Raw genomic sequence first — 18,593 nt, 5'->3', positions numbered from 1 at the left:
GCGTCTTTTTTGGTTGAATACAGCAAAATTTTACACTTTCGATATAAAAAATAGTAAAATGAAAATAATCAATCTAGGAGGTTGTGTCATGGAATGGAAAGTAAAAACATTTGATGAAATCACACGTGATGAACTATGGGCCATCTACTACGCCCGTGTTCAAACCTTTGTGGTGGAACAAAAACGTCCTTACCAAGAAGTCGACGATGTCGACAAAAAAGCACTACATATCTGGGCTGAAGAAGATGGGCAACTACTAGCCTATGCCAGAGTCTTTCATGGACAAGACCACACTTCATTTGGCAGAGTGCTTACCACCCCTGCCGCACGTGGCAAAGGATTGGGCAAGCAATTAATTGAACGAGTATTAAAGGAAATCGATGAACACTTCAATCATCCAAGAGTTGAAATCGATTCCCAAGATGACAAAGAAGGCTTTTATGCCAAGTTTGGTTTCAAGTCAGTCGGTGATGTTTACGAGTTCCACCAAACTCCACACATTAAAATGATTTTGAACAAATAAAAAAATGCATGCATATAATTTTTATCTACATGCATTTTTTAGTGCATAAATTCCTTAATTTTATTCATATCGATTACACTGGATTCTTCTAGCTTCTTCAAGTTAAACTCAACCGGATTCAAATGTACCCGAGGATCGTTAACCACAAATTCGAAGCCCAATTGGAAATCCTTCTTAGAAATATCGTTGTGGGAAATGTCATCGTGTTCATGTTTAGCAATCGAGAAGGCTTCGGCAATGATTCGATTCAACTGTTCATCTTCACTACTGCGTTTGATTGAAATTGTAACGATATAGTCGTTTGAAATCGGCCTCCATCTCGTCAATCCTTCCCTAAACAAATCTAGGTTAAGACTGTGCGCTAACTCCTCACCGTGTAGTGTCATATAGATGCGATTTAACTTAATGAACCCACTGGTGTTTAACTTTTCATCCAAGAAGTAGATGAAGACTCCCTGACCGTTAACCGATGAACGATCTACTCTGATTCTCATTGGGGGCTGACGGCGATTCAAATACAACGCAATGTATGCGGTGATAAAGGTTCCAATCGCACTCGCTAGCTCAAAGATGTCATTCCAACTTAGTGGTTCTAAATGCATTCAAGCATCCCCTTTCCTTCATGAATTTAGTGTCCAAACTCATTTATTTTAATTAATCAAATCATAACATTTTTTATTTATGATTGTGTTGATTACGAAATTCTTTGTATTATAATTATCAAAAAATAAAGCAACTAGGAGCACTTTTAATGAATAACGCAGAATTCAAAAAGGAATTCTAATTTAGTCTAGCATCCCTTTACCACGGCCTATTAGCTGGATTATACTGGGCTGCTTTTATTAATTTCTTAGTATTCTTGTTGTACATTTGGTTAGCCTTCCAATTCACAATGGCGGTCAACGACATTATTAATCGCATTGATTATGATAACTACTTTCAATCATTGCTCCAAAGCATTTCAAAACTCTTCTTTGAAAACAAAATCCTCATCATCAGTGTCGTTATCTTCTATGTCTTTAATATTCTTACTAATAATCCATAATAAAAAGCAGCCACACTAAATGTGGTTGCTTTTTTGATTAATCGATTGGTGTGGTTGACTTCAATACTTCGGATCTCCAAAGTACGACTAGATAACCATAGCCACTACTATCAAATGATAGGCTTTCAAATTCACGGTTAGTACCAAAGGTAGTGTAGTGAACGTCTTGTGGTTGGATGTTGTGATTTTTGACTTCATCTACCGGAATGGAAATAATCATATCGTTTGATAGTAAGTACAAACGATTGTTATTGCGGTTGTAAGTGACACCCTGGTTGAAGCTTCCTGGCCACTTAACTAATCCCTTCACTGGAGTGAATTGGATTCCGCTTTCGTTCATTGTTCCGTGGAATAGAGTGTAAGTACCCTTCATCTTCTTAGGACCACCACGAACACCGAAGTATGCATTACCATCGTTATCAAAAGTCAAAGTATGGATAGCGTAGTAATGTCCCTTGTTGTTTAATTTGAATCGATAAACGTGAACTGGGTGCATGTTTTCTGCATCCAGTTCAGTTACTTGGTTATAAAAGTCATCTCCAACGACTCCTAGCTTATCGTCTTGAGCCAAGTAAACGTGGTTATTGCTTGGATTGTATGACAATGTTTGACCGTGCCCAATGTTGGTAACTGGACTGATTGTTAATAGTTTTGATAACTCAAAGTACTTGCTAAACAAGTCATTACGTTGGCCAATGCGGTCGATTTCACGATTATTGTGAGCAATCTTGGCATTCCATTCACTAATTTGTTTGTTTCTCTTAGTGATCAACTTAGCTTGTGCCTTCTTGACGCGGTTGTAAGTCTTGAACGCCTTAGGAGCTAGCTTACTCATATTCTTCTTTTGAGCATTTAACTTCTTGTAAGTCTTGTTAAGCTTTACGATTTGTTTCTTAACCGCTCTAGTCTTTACGTGTTTCTTCTTTAGCTTCTTAATCGTCTTACGATTAGTCTTGATGGCCTTAGCTAACTTCTTCTTGGCTTGCTTGGTGGCATTGTTAAAGGTCTTTTGATTCTTCTTAACCTTTGCATTTGCGTTAGCAATTCCTTTTTTCATCTTACTAATCTTAGTTTGAATATTTCTATTATCTTTTCTGTAGACATCAGTATTAACGATGAAATCTGACAAGCTCTTGCTGTGGTCACTTCCATAAGCAGAGGTTCTGTTAAAGAAGTTAAAGACTTTGGCCAAGATGTTTTGTTGAGTACCGTCATTAATTCCCAACTTATCTAATGCATCAAGTCTAATTTTTACAATAGCACCCTTGTTGGTGTTGGTTCCAGCAGATTCAACAAAGTAAATACTATCATTAGCGATGATTCCACCTTGGTAGTTTCCGTGTTCTTCTGGACTAACGTGGAATCCTTCTGGTAAGAACCACTTAGTTTTGAATGTTGTGGAACCGGTATTGATTGAATCAATTGATGTGTAGTTACTTGGCACATCCATGTTACGAACGTGCGTGTAATTCCCCCATGTTGGCGTAATCTTAGGTAGCTTAGTATCGATAATATGGTAGTTAGTTTTGTTATCGACATAAGCATTTTCGCTGGTGGTAGTTGCAATTCCATCTGTGTTGATAGAATCACTGATGGTCTTGTTGTCGTTGAACTTATCACCAGTCTTTTGTGTCCCCTCGTTTGGCTTTGCTGCATCCCCATCGATGGATTCTGAATCCTTGTCATCAATGACGTTTGAGCTATTATTGGCATCTGCGGATACCTTAATTCCAAAGTCAATTGAAGGTAACGAAATTAACATTGCAATAATTGTCAAAAGTAAGAATAGATTTCTTAACTTTTTCATGTCAAAAATCGCCCCTCTCAAATTTATTCGCTGTTTCTATTTAACCCCTTTACACGCCGTTTTGCAATAAAATAATCGCCAAATAATACACTGATAATTTAAAAACATTTTTAACATGATATAATGTAAATTAATATTGTAAAATGAAAAGGACGTTTTTAATGGCATACCAAAATCGCAATAATCGTTCCAACTATAACGACGTCGAAGTCGAAGTTGGCCAACAATTTAAAATGACCATCAAAAGAATGGGCATTAACGGTGAAGGAATTGGTTTTTACGAACACAAATTAGTGTTTGTTACCGGTGCTTTTACCGATGAAAAAGTCGTCGCTGAAGTAACTAAGGTCTACCCTAATTACATCAAGGCAAAGGCCGTCAAGATTAACCGTGTCTCAGAAGATCGTGTTGAACCTCGTGATAGTTATGCCGGCACTGTTGGTGGATTCGAACTTGAATCACTATCATATCCCGCACAACTTCGTTTCAAACGAGATCTAATCAAACAAGCACTAGAAAAGTTCCAACCCCAAGGTTACAAGAACTTTAAAATCCGTTCTACTATGGGAATGGAAGACCCTTACGAATACCGTAACAAGGCTCAATTCCCAGTTCGAATGAAAGACGGAAAGGTAATTGCAGGACTATTCAAGGAGGGAACACATGATTTAGTCGATCTTCCAGAATGTTCAGTGCAATACCCTGCTACCATGAAGGTAATGAGAAAGATTGTTGAATTCATTCAAGAACTAGAAATTCCCGTTTTTGACGAATCCAATAATTCTGGAATCATCAAAACCGTAATCGTCCGTGCTGCTTTAAACACCGACGATGTTCAAGTGGTATTCGTTACCAACACTCCTAAATTCGTTAAAAAAGGTTTCATGCTAAAGAAGATTATGATGGAATTACCAGAAGTAACTTCTGTTATGCAAAACATCAATCCTGGTGACTCCCCTCTTATATGGGGTGACAAGACATTGCACTTAGCTGGTAAGGATACCATCGTTGAAAAGATTAAGGGACTAAGCTTCGAACTATCAGCTCGTGCTTTCCTACAATTGAATTCAATCATGCTTCCTCGTCTATATGAAGTTGCCATCTCCGCACTAGAACTTACTGGAAACGAAAAAATCGTTGACGCATACTCTGGTGTTGGTACCATCGGTTTACCTTTAGCCAAACACGCTGAAGAAATTCGAGGAATGGATATTATTCCAGAAGCCGTTGAAGATGCTAACCACAATGCCATCATCAACAAGATTAGAAACGCATACTACGAAGTTGGTAAGGCCGAAGACCTACTACCAGAATGGTTAGAAGAAGGCTTCAAACCAGACGCCATCATCGTCGATCCACCACGTACTGGTCTAGACGATAAATTAATTGACGCTATTTTAAAGAGTGCGCCAGAAAAATTCGTATATGTATCATGTAACCCTTCAACAATGGCTGCTGACTTAGTCCAACTAACTCGTAAGTACAAGGTGGACTTCATTCAACCAATCGATATGATGCCACAAACACCACGTTGTGAAGCGGTCGTTAAATTTACTAGAAAATAATCGATAGAAAGTAGGTATTCAAATGAATAACTTCCCTAAACCACCAGATTTCAAGCAAAACTTCGTATTCATGATTAAGCGCGATGATCGCATCAAGTTTGGTCGTTTTGGATTTTCAATTCTATCATTCTTGTTGCATTGGATTCCTTCCATCTTGCGTTCTGACTACTACAACACTGCTTGTATCGTTGGTGTTGATGCTTGTATCTATATGGCTGTCCACATGTTCTTACAACTAGTGCTAAACATCGACCCTAGTAATGCCGCAAACATTACCTATTTTGTAGGTGCTGTTATTTGGGGATTAGGTTACAATACTATGTATATCAAACGCTTAGTGAATAAAGGATTCAAACCAATTGATGTTGATTCTCAAAACGTTTTAAAACAACATCGCATTGACTGTGAACTAACTGACATGACTCCAGATGAAATTAATCATCAAGGACCAACACTTTAAAAAGAAAGACTCAAGAATTATTCTTGAGTCTTTTTCATTTCAGATTTTTATTAGTATTATTTGCTAATCTTTAAGTCTAAATCATCACCAATGTGTTCGGTGTAATTAAATCCAGCTTCATTGAAGTATTTCTTTAATTCATCATTCACATTTTTTAGTGGACGTCGATCTTCTTTTTGTTGAAATACTTTGATATCGTATGCTGAATTATCTGAGTCAACGTTTTCGAAATTGTATTCCACATCCACTGTGTTTAGAATTTCTTGAATTAATTGTCTTTCTGTCATAGTTATCCTCCCAATAATACTTCACTATTTATTGTAAAACTAATTTAGACTTTTGTTAAAAAATCATGTAAAAATCTTTCTTAAGATTTTCTTTACTCAAATTTAACTCTCACTGCGTTATAATAATTATAACTACATATAAAGGAGTATCCGATATGAATTTTTTCTTAAATTCTAGCTTTAATGCAAAAAACTCCGGGATTGAACACGCCCAGTTAAAACGCGCAAAACTATTCGAAAAATTCGGCGAAGACTACCGATTAGTCTTTCGTGAATGGAACCCACTACTACACTTCCATTTAAACAATAACGGCATTGCGGATAAATATATCCTAAATATTTTCGATTATTTCCAAAAAGCTACCGATGTACAAAAGAAGACAATCCGTCCAAAAGACATTAACTTTGGTGTCTCTAATCTAAGATACGAAGAAGAAATAAATCATAACCGTGTGATTGTCTACAGCAAGAACCAAATCGTCGCTCGTATCAACCTATTCGATAAGGATGTTACCAATGATCACATAGTTAAGTCTGTCGAACTATTCGATGGATTCGCTAACCTTTACCGTGTTGATTTCTACGACTACCGTGGTTTTCTATCAATGGCACAATGGTATACTCCTGACAACAAGATTGCGACTGAAACTTGGTACACCCCTGAAGGTCGTCCCGCTATCGAAGACTACTTCAGATTAAACGCCCAAGGTAAAATGGAAAAATCTGGTTTTAAGACCATCGATGAAAACGGCACTGTTCGTACTCACAACAACATTGTGGGATTACTTCAAGAATTCCTTGAAGACGTTAACGTTGAATTCATGGACAAAGACCATCCAAACATCTACGTGATGGATCGTTCTGATTACTTTGAAGAAATCCTGGAAAACTTGAGTTCTCCTACCTACACCGTCTTGCATCTACATAACTCACATGCCGGTGACGCTCAAGAACCCGATACTTCAATCATGAACAACAACTACGAATACTCACTAACCGACGCTAACAGATACGACGCGATTGTTTCTGCTACCGAAAAACAAACTAAAGACGTTAAACGTCGTTTCGACCCAGCAGTCGATATGTTTACCATCCCCGTTGGTGTAATTAAAAACGAAGATCTACAAGGTCAACGCATCCCAATGAAGGATCGTAAGAAACACAGTATCGTAGTAACTGCCAGAGTTGCTCCTGAAAAACAAATCAACAAAATTATCGACGCCATGGGAATGGCCAAAAAAGAAGTTCCCGACATCAACATGGATGTCTACGGATATGTTGACCACTCCAACGACGATATCGCAATGAAGCGCATTAACGCATCATTAGACGAATATGATTTAAAGGATGCTGTTCACCTACACAGCTACACCAATGACGTTACTGGTGTGCAAAGAAATGCTCAACTATACGCCCTAGCCTCTGTCATGGAAGGTTTCAACCTTGCTTTAATGGAAGCTCAAGCACAAGGTGACGTTGGTGTTACCTTTGATACCAACTACGGTCCAAACGAACTAATCGTCGATAACGAAAATGGTTACGTCGTTGATTACGACGACACCAAGGCCCTATCAGACAGAATGGTCAAACTATTTACCGATGATGAATTACTACAAAAGATGTCAGATCAAGCTTATGAATTATCAAACCGTTTCTCAGAAGACAGTGTTTGGGCAGATTGGAAACGACTAATCGATTCTGCTAAGAAGACCTGGCAAGACAAACTAAAGACATACCACTTCGATATCAAAAAAGGTCTAAGTGATATGGAACACACTGAGGAGGTCTAATCATGAGCAAGAAATTTTTATTCGTGAATGAAAATATTTTTACATTCAATTCGGGAACTGAATTTTCAGCCATGAACCGAATCAAACTGTTTAAAAAAAATAACGTTGATGCCAAGATTGTTACCAGAAATTACAACCCTTCGTTGCATCAAGAAATTCAAAAATACGGTATCGCAGATGGCGATATCATCAATATGTACGACTACTTCCAAGGTGAAATGGGTCCTAAAAGACACCATGAATACCTAAGATATTCCAACCTTGTCGACAAGCATGAATACAAAATTAACGGTGTCGACAACAACAAGTCATACATCGAAAAATTAGGTCAACGTGTGGCCAAGGTTTCCATCTTCCCTCTTACTATTGGTGAAATTGGAAACGTCGATTACTACGATAACTTCGCTAATGTCTCCAGTCGAGACGTCTTTGACTACCGTGGTTTCAAATCAAAAACCATCTACATGCATCCGGATGGCAACATCGGACACGAACTAGTTTTAAACAAGGATGGTGATCCGGTCATGGAAATCACCCACATGAACATTGGTGAACAACTAATGCCTACCATGTACAAGCTACTTAACTACAAGGGTAAAACTCTCCGTTTCAATACTGAAGACGAACTATTCACATTTTTCCTAAACGAAATATCTGATAAAGATACTATCATTATCAATGATCGTCCTTCATTAACAGTTGCCGTTGGTGAAGTTAAAGCTACCAAACATAAATATCAAATCATGCATAACGAACATACAGAAGATCCCACACAAGCTGGTAATCCAAATGCGAAGTTATTCGACAACTTAAATCCACTATTTGATAACTATCAAAAAAGTTACGAAGGTGTTATCACCCCTACTGAAGCCCAAAAAATTGATTTACAAAAACGCTATCCAAAGATGAACTTTTACAACATCTTTGATGCCGCCATCTTTGAAATGCATAAGCCAGCTTCAGACGTTACCAACCATGAAATCACTTATATGGGTCGTGTCTTTAGAGACAAGAACGTTGCCGAATTAATCTCAATCATCCCCGCCGTTAAGCAAACCATTCCAGATGTCCACTTAACCATGATGGGATACTTCGAATCTGGTCAATTCAAGAACGAATTAGATGAAATTATCAAACAACTAGATGTTGCTGACAACGTCTCGATGATTGATTACAAAACAGGTCAAGACAAACAAAATATCTTAGAAAAGACGCGTGTCCTAGTTCAATCATCCAAAGGTGAAGGACTAAGTATGGCACTAATCGAAGGTCTAGCTTACGGAATTCCTGAGATTGCCTACGATGTTAACTATGGTCCAAACGAAATTATCGATAACGACAAGAACGGATCACTAGTTGAATCAGGTGACCTAGGTAGGTTTGCTAGTCAAGTCATCGATATCCTAACTAACGATGAAAAACACAAGCAACAAAGTGAACACGCCATTGAAAAAGCTGATAAGTTCAGCGCTGACAATGTCATGAAACAATGGAATCAATTCTTTGAAACTATTTAAACCAAATAAAAAGCCCCTATCTAGTCGATAGGAGCTTTTTTATTATTCTTTTTTAACCCAAGTTTTATTAGCAGTAATGTACTTACCATGACCAATGTATAGTCTGGTGATGCCCTTGTAGTGAACGACTTTTTCGACTTTTATTCTTCTGTTGGAACTAATCTTTCCAACGGAATGCTTCTTGGCGAAAACTGGACTGTTATAGATAACAATTCCTTGGTGTCTAATTACGCGATAGTATCTGTCATTGTTTTGTGGTTCAACAGCATAATAACCATCTGCATAATCAGTATTATCCACATACTTACCACGAATTTTCAATTGCAAATGACCATTTGCATATCTGTAAGCTGAAACTTTGTGGACTGATGTATGTCTTCTATCAGCATTTAAGCTATAAACATACTTAGGAACATTATCAAAGTCATTTCTTAGTGCAACGTACTTCTTGTTTGAAGTGACGTATTCACCATTACCTAGATATAGTCTAGTAATTCCATTGCGTTCAACTACATTTTCAACCTTGAATTCAGAACCATAGCGCATGAAACGTTTGCGTTCGTGTTTGTTGAATTCTTTACTACCGTAAACCCAAACACCATTATGGTCCGAAACAATGTAGTCATTTGTAGGTTCGTTAGTTGAGTAGTACTTACTGTTGTTTGCCTTCACATCGTTCAATTGAGCATTTAGTTGATCAATTTGTGCTTTGTATTGGTTAATCAACGACTCGTTACCAGCATTTTTATCGTTTAATGACTTGGTTACTTCTGCCAATTGAGCTTGATATTGGGCGTTCAATGAAGCAGCTTGGCTACCTAGCTTCGATTCTTCATTATTCATGGCAGCAATGGACATTGTTTCTTGTTGTGCCTTGATAATGTTAATCGCATTTTCATACTTGTTTGCAAGTGAATCTCTAATTACTTGAGCTTGTGAGTCAGCTTGACTAGCTGCAACACTTTGTGCACTTCTCATTGATTCCTCGTTAGCTTTAGCTTGAGAACTCAATTCGGCATCTCTTTGGGCGTTCAATGAAGCAACTCTACTTGAGTATTCAGCTCTCTTTTCAGCCATCATACTGTCTGCTTGTGAGTTAGCTTGAGCTATTGCTAATTGCTTATCGCTTTCAACTTGTGAACTCAATGATGCCATTTGACTAGCAAATGTTGAGTTAGCAGCATTTGATGAAGCGTAGTATTGACTTTCTAGTGAAGCCTTTTGAGCGTTCATGTCATTGTCAGCGATACTCTTAGCAACGCTGGCTGCACTTGATGCAGCGCTGTCGATTACTGATTGAGCCTTACTACGTTCATTTGCAACTAAGCTATCGTAGTTGCTCTTGATAGCTTGTTGAGCTGAAGCATTTGATTGCGCCAAACGATCTAATTGAGCCTGAGCTGAAATGTTCATCGCATTTCTCACATCTTCAATTGCTTGACTAGCAGCTAATGATTGAGATGAAGTTTGATCATTCAATGCCTGAACTTGTTTTGCATATGAGTCAGTGTATGAATCTGCGATAGACTTCGCAACGCTAGCAGCATGACTTGAAGCTGAGTTAATTGCGGAATTCATTACGGATTGAGCAATTGATGAAGCGGCTTCACTATCAGCTTTAGCCTTTGAGTTAGCACTTGATAATGCTAGTGAGTTTTCAATTGAAGTTGCAGTTGATTGTGAACTTGCTAGACTTTCTGCAGCTGATTTAGCGACTGAAACTGCTGAACTGCGGATTGAGTCAGCATTGTTTGAAGCATAAACGCTGTCGTTGTATGCCTTTTGTTGAGCATCGACCAATGCTTGTGAGTTGGCAGCATTCAATGAAGCAATGTTTGAGTTAGCAATACTTTCTGCCAATGATTTAGCAGCTGAAATGGCATCTTGAGCACTATTAGATGCTGCAATACTGTCCGCAACTGACTTAGCTCTTGCTTCACTTTTAGCTTGTGAGTTCTCAGCATTGATTGAATCAATTGTTGCTTGAGCTTGTGATGAAGTTAAACTCTTGGCAGCTGAAATGGCGTCTGCAATATCGCTTTCTGCCTTCTTTTTCGCTGCGATACTGTCAGCAGTTGATTGTTGTCTTGCTGAACTCAATTCATCTTCATACTTAGCTTGTAGTGAAGCGATTTGTGAAGCAGCTAAACTTCCTTGTGCTTCACGAACAGAATCGATTGCACTTTGTGCACTTTGTAGTGCAGCTAAGCTATCTTGTTGAGCCTTTTGTTGAGCGGCTGAAATTGCAGCTTGGTTGGCACTGTTTAGTGAAGAAATCAAAGAGTTGGCTGAATCTTGCGCTGATTGTCTTGCGGAATCCAATGCCGAATTCTTAACGGATTCGGCACGACTCGATGCAGCTGAACTATCATCGATTGCCTTTTTTTGAGCAGAACTCAATGCTATTGAGTTGGCAACTGATTGACTATCCAATGCTGCTGCAATTGATTGTTGAGCAGCAATGCTAGCGGCACTTATCTTGATGTTGTATAGACTATCAGCCATCAAGCTATCTTGTTTAGCCTTACTTTGGGCATCGACTAATGCTTGCGAGTTTGCAGCTGCAACCGCAATTGATTGTTGTTCCGCGATACTTCTAGCAAATGATTGTGCTGATGATACCGCTGTATCTCTTTCTAAGACAGCTGCTTTGCTTGCTTCATTTAGATTTTCTTGGTATTGATTAGTCTGTTCATTTAGCATCTTAGCGTATGAATCTTCGATTTGCTTAATTTGCGCATCAGTCACCCATTTGGCAGCTGATTGTGCTGAAGCAATGGCTTGACTCATTAGTGAGTTTGCATAATTTGAAGCAGAAATACTATCCTCTACAGCCTTTGATTGTGCATCAGACAATGATTGAGAGTTTGCAGATGATTGTTGAGCAAAGACTGAGTTGGCTGAATCTTGCGCTGATTTTTGGGCTGAAGCGATTGCTGAATCCATGATGGACTTAGCAAGTGATGATGCTTGTAAACTATCAGCATTTGCCTTTGAGATTGCTGCAGATAATGCTTGTGAGTTAGCAGTTGATGTTGCACTAGATTGTGCAGCAGCGACTGATTGAGCTTGAGCAATTGCATCGTCAACAGCCTTTTGGATAGCTGCTTGTGCTGATGATGAAGCATTTTGACTATCAGCAGATGCCTTGCTTCTGGCAGCATCTAGAGCTTGTGAGTTAGCAATTGAAGCAGCTGTTGATTGTTGCGCTGCCAAACTGTTGGCGGCATCGACAGCCTCCTTAACTGCATCTGATTGCGCTGCTTCATATGATTGAGCAAGTTGATTTTGCTTAGTTGCATAAGAACTGTTCAATGAACTAATTAAGTTAGCGTTAGCTGAAGATAAGCTGCTTGCATAACTTTGAAGTGCGCTGATGCTGTTGGCAGCAGTTTGTGAACCTTGTTGGTACTTATTATTTAGATAAATTACTTCTTTAGCATATGAACTAGCAATGCTATCTGCCTTATGGTTGGCTTCAGTAATCGCTAAACTATTCTTAAGTGCGGCGGCCAAACTATCAGCCATCAAACTAGTAATCTTGTTTGAGTAGCTGTTCATTTGTGAAGTTGCACTATCAATCTTAGCTTGCGCTGCGGCTGAACTAGCTTGTGATTCATTTTGTAGATTACTAATGTAGTCACTGTATGAGTTGGCAATTGATTGTCTTTCGGCAATTGCTGAACTTCTGGCTGCTTCAACAGCAACACTTTGTTCGTATGAGTTCTTTGATTGTTCGGCAGCAATGGATGAAGCTTTAGAAGCTGCTTGTGAAATGGCTGCTGATGATTGCAATGCCGCCTCTTGAGCAGCACTTTGAGCTGCTGAGATTGTCGCATTGAAATTATTTTGCATACTGCTTAGTTGTTGTTGGTACTTAATTACTTCATTAGAAGCATTGTCCTTATCAGCTTCTAGACTGTTAATGACTGCTTCGTATGATGCTACAACTGATCCATAGGAACTAGCAGCCACAGAACTATCGTAGGTAGCTTGGCTAGATGCAGCTGAACTAGCTGAAGATAGACTAGTGATTGCTGATGAATTCAAGCTGTTTTGCGCACTTGCACTTGATTCCAAGTCGGCAAGTGATTGGTTAGCCTTACTAATTTCATTGCGCAATTCATTGATAATCTTATCGTAGTCAGTGTTTAAACTAGTAATTTGAGCTTGGTACGAATCGTTTAGAACTTGTTGTGCTGAAGACACCGCACTGTTCTTGTCGTTTTCAGCATTAACTGACGCGGCAGAAGATTCAGATTGTGACTTTGCAATCAAATCTTCAATGGCTTTTGAGTTAGCAATTGAAGTTGCAGTTGATTGGGCTGCTGCAATTGATTGAGCTTGGCTCTTAGCTTGTAAAACGGCAGCGTTCACGGTTGAGTTCATTAGTGAAACGGCAGCGTTTGAATCATCAATGACCTTTTGGTTCAATGAACTAATTGTCCTTGCATTATCATCCGCAATTGATTGAATTTGTTCAGAAGCTTGTTGTGATGCAATGTCTTGAGCTGACTTAACAGCACTGGAAATTGCTGATTGAGCACTGTCGGCTGCATTTGAAAGATCTTGTTCTTTCTTCTTGTTTAAGTCATCGATGGCAACAGAGTTGGCACTACTTTGAGCAGAGAATTCTGTTGAAGCTTGACTAGATGCTTTACTTGATGCTTTTGAAACAGCGTCACTAATCGCAGTATTGGCACTGCTTTGGGCTTGATTCAATTCGTAGCTCTTTTGAGCATTGATAGCATCAATTGCCTTACTATTTTCAGCTGATAATGAAGCTATCTTTGAATCAGCATCATTTTGAACTGATGAAATAGCTGAGGCTACCGCTGAATTTAATTCGTCTTGAGCCTTCTGAGCTGCGGATTTTGAATCAGCAATTGATTTATTTGTTAAATCTTCAATTGATTTAGCATTAGCTAAAGATAGTTGTGCAGCTTCACTACTTGCGGAGTCTTGCGCTGACTTGATAGCACTTCTCATTGCGCTATTTGCTTGTTGTGATGCATTGTTTAAATCGTCTTGGGCCTTGCTTTGTAGATCAACAATAGCTTGTGAATTGGCTAGAGAAACGGCCTTTGAATCTGCATCAGCCTTTGCTTGAGCATCGATTTGGGCTTGTTGAACAGCTTGAAAAATTGCTGATTGAGCACTACTAGATGCATTAATTGAATCTTGGATCGCCCTTGATTGCAAACTATCAATTACACTTTGTTTTTGTTGGGCAACTGATTGGGCAAGTGAGTTGGCTGAGTCTTGCGCTGATTTAACCGCACTGTTCATCGCATCGGTAGCAGAACTTTGTGCTGATTGCATACTGCTGTTGTATTGACTTTGAAGGTCGTTAATCTTTTGGGAATTAGCTAAAGAAACAGCCTTTGAATCTTCTGCTGCTTTGCTTTCAGCTAATGATTTGGCGTTATCAGCAGCTTGAGAAATAGCTGCGTCAGCACTGTTAGATGCGTTAATTGAATCTTGGGTCGCCTTTGATTGTAGACTATCGATTGCACTTTGGTTTTGTTGAGCTTTCGATTGGGCAAGTGAGTTGGCTGAATCTTGTGCTGATTTAACTGCGCTACTCATTTGTGATTGGGCATCATTAGATGCTTGAATAGAGTCTGATTTATACTTTGCCTTCAATTGGTCCACTGCTTGTGAATTGGCAATTGATGTTGCTGTGGATTTAGCGTTAGCGTCTTCAATAGCTGATTGAACGGCACTATTGATGGCAGCAGTTGCACTGTCGGATGCTGCCTTTGAGTCAGATTCACCCTTTTGTTGAAGTGCGGCAATTGCTGCGTTGTTAGAATCAGTAATTGATTTTACCAAACTATCAGCGTTTTGTTTTGCTGTCTCACTAGCTGCAGACAATGCATCAGCTAGATTTTGGGCTGCTTGTTGTGATGCTGCCTTTGAATCGGCAGTACTCTTGTTTAGTAAGCTTTGAATTTCTGAAGAATTGTTCGCACTTTGCTTAGCAAAAGTATCGTTAGCTGAGCTGGTGATACTTGTAATCGCACTGTTTATAGCAGTTTGGGCAGCTTGTGAAGCAGCAGTTGAAGCTGCTTGGTATTGTGCTTGTTGTGCTGAACTACTTTGCGCATATTGAGCTTGTAGTGAAGCAATTGTGCTAGTCAAAACACCCTCTGCTGATGCGCTAATTGAGTTAGCTGCTGATGTAGCGGCACTGTTGATTGCAGTGTTGGCAGAGTCACTCAACGTTTGTAGAGCAGTTTGGTAGCTGGTATTCAAGCTATTAGTTAAGCTTTGATTTTGACTAGTTAATTGAGTCATTACATCAGCAGCTGATTGTTGAACACTTGCGACTGCGCTTGATCTTAGTGAATCAGCAAGCGTTTGGGCAGCTTGTGAATCAGCGATGGATTTTTGGTTCAATGAGTTTAGAATTTGTTGATTTTGTGCGTTAATGTCACTAATCTTTTGACGGCTAACAGCATTAATTGAATCGGTTGCTGATTGAACCGCATTACTTTTATCGATGACTGCTTGGTTTGATGCGGCAGCCAAACTGTTGTTGTATTGACTTTGTAGTTGTGCCAATTGTTGTGCATTTCGTGAGTTCAATGAATCTTGAACTGATTGAGCTGATGATTGAACAGAAGTCAATGTCTGACTAATTGCATTATCCTTATCAATTGAAGCTGAACTACTCAAACTTTGCAATGCACTATTGGCTGAGGCAATCAATGATTGAGCATAACTTGAAGCTTGTTGTGATTCTTGCAATGATTGGTTTTGAAGTGTTGTTAGTGATTTTTGGTAGTTGGCACTAGCGATTGCAGAATTGGATGCTGCAATACTGTTGGCAATTGAATTAGCTTGACTTGATGCTGAATTAATTGCGTTTGTGATTGATTGGCTAAGTGCAGCTTGTGAGCTTTGAATGTAAGCAGCAGCTGATGAACTGCTTGATGCAGCTAATGAATCAGCAAATTGTGGTTTAGGAAGTACATAAACATATGCTGTTCCTTTCCACAATTGGGGTAAAACATGTCCAGTGATATTTTGATTATTTAGATAATAGTTATTATCTAACGATGTAACTGATGTAATAACAGGATTGTTGGTGTTACCGTTAAATACAGCAACTTGACCTTGTCCATTGATACTTTTACCCGTGGAATCCATGAATTGAATTGGATAGTAGACAACATTTACTGTTGGTGAAACATTAATTTGGTATTGACCATTATTGTTGATAATTTGACCGGTTGTCATGTAATAGTTATTACTATCGAAAGTTCCGTTATCAACCAATCTAGGTGTGTTATTTGCGTTTAAAACGATGGATCCTTGTCCATGGTTAACGCCATTACTATCAACGAAGTATACAGGTAAAGTACTACTAATTGAGTATGGGTTAACGACTACTTGGTATTGGCCATTTACTGTTACCACTTGGCCATTAATCATGTAGTAGTTGTTACTGTCGAATGTTCCAACACTAGCAATCTTTGGATTGTTGTTAGCATCAAATGCAACCAATCCAGTACCATGTGCGTTTCCATTTGCATCAACGAATGTTAATGATGCTTGTTTATTAACAACGTCAGGATTTACCAGTACTTGGTATTGACCATTAACATTGGTAACTTGACCATTTACGACGTAGTAGTTGTTGATATCTAAGCTACCATTATCGATTAATTTAGAATTGTTGTTGGAATCAAAGGTAATGGTTCCTTGACCATGACTGACTCCATTGCCATCAACAAATGTTGCGTTGGCAAAGTTGCTTAGCTTGTTTAAAACAACTTCCATAGTGAAGTTGTCATCATTTGCGTCCTTAATCAATTGACCGTTAGGACTGATGTGGTAATTACTATTTGCTAAGTTACCGTAGTCAACTAGTTGTGGCACGTTGTTGCCGTTAACGTTAACTTGACCTATCACAGTGTTTCCGCTGTTATCGACTACCGGTACACCCTTGCTAGTGAATGTTACTGTTGATGTTCTAGCATTTTTTAGGACAGCAATTGAGTAAGTTCCATTACCTTTAGCTACCACTTTAGCATTTGGTGCAACGTGGTATCCACTACCGTTAATGCTGGTAGTATCGTTGATGGTTGTTGATCCATCTGAATTTAGGTAAACAGAACCAGTCAATTGGTTATTGCTACTGTCTGTTAGGATTTGATTATTTGGAGTTACAAAGTTCAATGTTGCAGTTTGTTGGTTAACAGTAACCGCATATTGACCGCTGTTGTTAGCATCAGCAGTAACGTTTGGGGTTGAAGCATTTGGCACATAGTAGTATTGATTTTGCAAGTTACCCAATGTGTATGTGTTGGAAATGCTTCCATCATTATTGATGTTTACTGTACCAGTTGCTACCAATTGGCCATTGGTGTTATAGAAATTCAATGGCTTTGGTTTTGCAGCAGGTACCAATGTCACTACGTAGTTGTAGTTTGAGTTCATACTCAATTGTGATCCAACGTTTGCTACGTAGCTATTACCGTTAATATTGTAATAGTTTGTTACTTTTTGCAAAGCATTGTTGGAACTATTTAGAATTGCCATCCCAATGGCTGGATTTCCATTTGTCCCCGTGATTGCGTTTCCGTTTGCATCAACAAAAGAGACTGGTGTTAGGAAAGTTGGATTAGTTCCCTTAGTTTCAACGATAAGTTGTGGAGTGCCTAAATTATTCTTCCCAGGTGCTATACTGGAATTTAAAACGTAAGTGAAGCCTGGATTGGTAACATTATTGACATTATTTAATTGGTTGACTCCATTTGCATTTGGTGTTGCAGAGTTAAGAATTTGAAAATTATTTGGATTGGTATTATTAGCAACATATGCATATGAAGCACCTCCGCCAAGCGGTTGATTTCCATTGACATCATTAAAGTATACAGAGATGGGATTTGCGCTAAAGTTATCACGATAACTTAGTCCCTGAGCTAAGTTGTCACGATACACAGCAGCATTGCTATCAATGTTGCTTTGCGCAGATGAAGCCATTTGATCAATGATGGCTTGAGCCTCAGACAGACTAACCCCTGTTAGTGAATTATTAGAATTGCTACTTTGACTATTATTAGTGTCCAAATTCGATTGCACATTTGAACTACTAGTTACCGATGTATTCTCACTTAATGCAGAACTACTGTCTTGAATGCTATTCGAACTGCCTTGAGATGAAGATGTTGAACTGGTGTTACTTGTTACTACTGGGCTCTTTGATTGACTGCTTGAATAAGTACTTTGATCCATAATTGTGGCTGCTTGTCCTTTAGTAGTACCATCAGCATTTGCGCTAACTTGAGTTGTCATCAAAGTAAGACCTGCCACACCAAAAAGTGCAAAAGAAGAAACAGAGACTACAACCCAGTTTTTCTTTACTTTTTTCAACATCTTTTTGTCGTTTAGCTTTCTTATTTTTCTCTTATTGTATTTCAATGAAAAGGCACCTCCTCTTTAAAATTTCAGTGACAAACTTATAAAATCGTTTTTATACACCGAATATAATATCCTATTAACATCGCGATTTCTCAAACGAAACATTGATTTTAAAAAATCTTAAAAAAGTAAATAATTTCTTAACATTTCACTGAGATTCCTTCTTA

9 protein-coding genes are annotated in these 18,593 nt (G+C 38.7%); 5 read left to right on the top strand and 4 right to left on the bottom strand.

The window, feature by feature from the left end:
• The first annotated feature begins 88 nt into the window (after positions 1-88).
• A complete protein-coding gene (locus RZ79_RS01160; protein WP_054449659.1) occupies positions 89-523 on the top strand; it encodes a GNAT family N-acetyltransferase in 435 nt (144 codons plus the stop codon).
• A 38-nt stretch (positions 524-561) separates the two neighbouring features.
• Here the strand turns inward: RZ79_RS01160 and RZ79_RS01155 are convergent, their stop codons facing one another.
• Together RZ79_RS01155 and RZ79_RS01150 are read right to left on the bottom strand one after the other, a co-directional pair.
• Positions 562-1,125, bottom strand: coding sequence for a hypothetical protein (locus tag RZ79_RS01155; protein ID WP_054449658.1), 564 nt, complete (start codon positions 1,123-1,125; stop codon positions 562-564).
• Positions 1,126-1,605: 480 nt separating this feature from the next.
• A complete protein-coding gene (locus tag RZ79_RS01150; RefSeq protein WP_054449657.1) occupies positions 1,606-3,375 on the bottom strand; it encodes a hypothetical protein in 1,770 nt (589 codons plus the stop codon).
• A gap of 161 nt (positions 3,376-3,536) precedes the next feature.
• On the opposite strand from RZ79_RS01150, the gene rlmD reads away from it, so the two are divergent.
• Both rlmD and RZ79_RS01140 read left to right on the top strand, forming a co-directional pair.
• On the top strand, positions 3,537-4,940 hold the full coding sequence (rlmD, locus tag RZ79_RS01145) for a 23S rRNA (uracil(1939)-C(5))-methyltransferase RlmD (RefSeq protein ID WP_155457551.1): 1,404 nt from the start codon (positions 3,537-3,539) through the stop codon (positions 4,938-4,940).
• Positions 4,941-4,962: 22 nt separating this feature from the next.
• Positions 4,963-5,400, top strand: a complete 438-nt coding sequence (locus RZ79_RS01140) for a hypothetical protein (protein WP_054449655.1) — start codon at positions 4,963-4,965, stop codon at positions 5,398-5,400.
• Positions 5,401-5,456: 56 nt separating this feature from the next.
• Here the strand turns inward: RZ79_RS01140 and RZ79_RS01135 are convergent, their stop codons facing one another.
• Positions 5,457-5,687: a hypothetical protein gene (locus RZ79_RS01135; protein WP_054449654.1), complete on the bottom strand. Its 231-nt coding sequence runs from the start codon at positions 5,685-5,687 to the stop codon at positions 5,457-5,459.
• A gap of 155 nt (positions 5,688-5,842) precedes the next feature.
• On the opposite strand from RZ79_RS01135, the gene RZ79_RS01130 reads away from it, so the two are divergent.
• Positions 5,843-7,477 (top strand): glycosyltransferase, encoded by a 1,635-nt coding sequence (locus tag RZ79_RS01130; RefSeq protein WP_054449653.1) that lies wholly within the window; start codon positions 5,843-5,845, stop codon positions 7,475-7,477.
• A 2-nt stretch (positions 7,478-7,479) separates the two neighbouring features.
• Positions 7,480-8,994 (top strand): glycosyltransferase, encoded by a 1,515-nt coding sequence (locus RZ79_RS01125; protein WP_054449652.1) that lies wholly within the window; start codon positions 7,480-7,482, stop codon positions 8,992-8,994.
• Positions 8,995-9,036: 42 nt separating this feature from the next.
• On the opposite strand, the gene RZ79_RS01120 is transcribed toward RZ79_RS01125, so the two are convergent.
• Positions 9,037-18,426: a DUF5776 domain-containing protein gene (locus tag RZ79_RS01120; protein WP_054449651.1), complete on the bottom strand. Its 9,390-nt coding sequence runs from the start codon at positions 18,424-18,426 to the stop codon at positions 9,037-9,039.
• Positions 18,427-18,593: the final 167 nt, after the last annotated feature.

This window comes from Apilactobacillus kunkeei DSM 12361 = ATCC 700308, from assembly GCF_001281265.1.
Lineage (GTDB): Bacteria > Bacillota > Bacilli > Lactobacillales > Lactobacillaceae > Apilactobacillus > Apilactobacillus kunkeei.
This window is presented reverse-complemented; position numbering and strand designations above follow the sequence as displayed.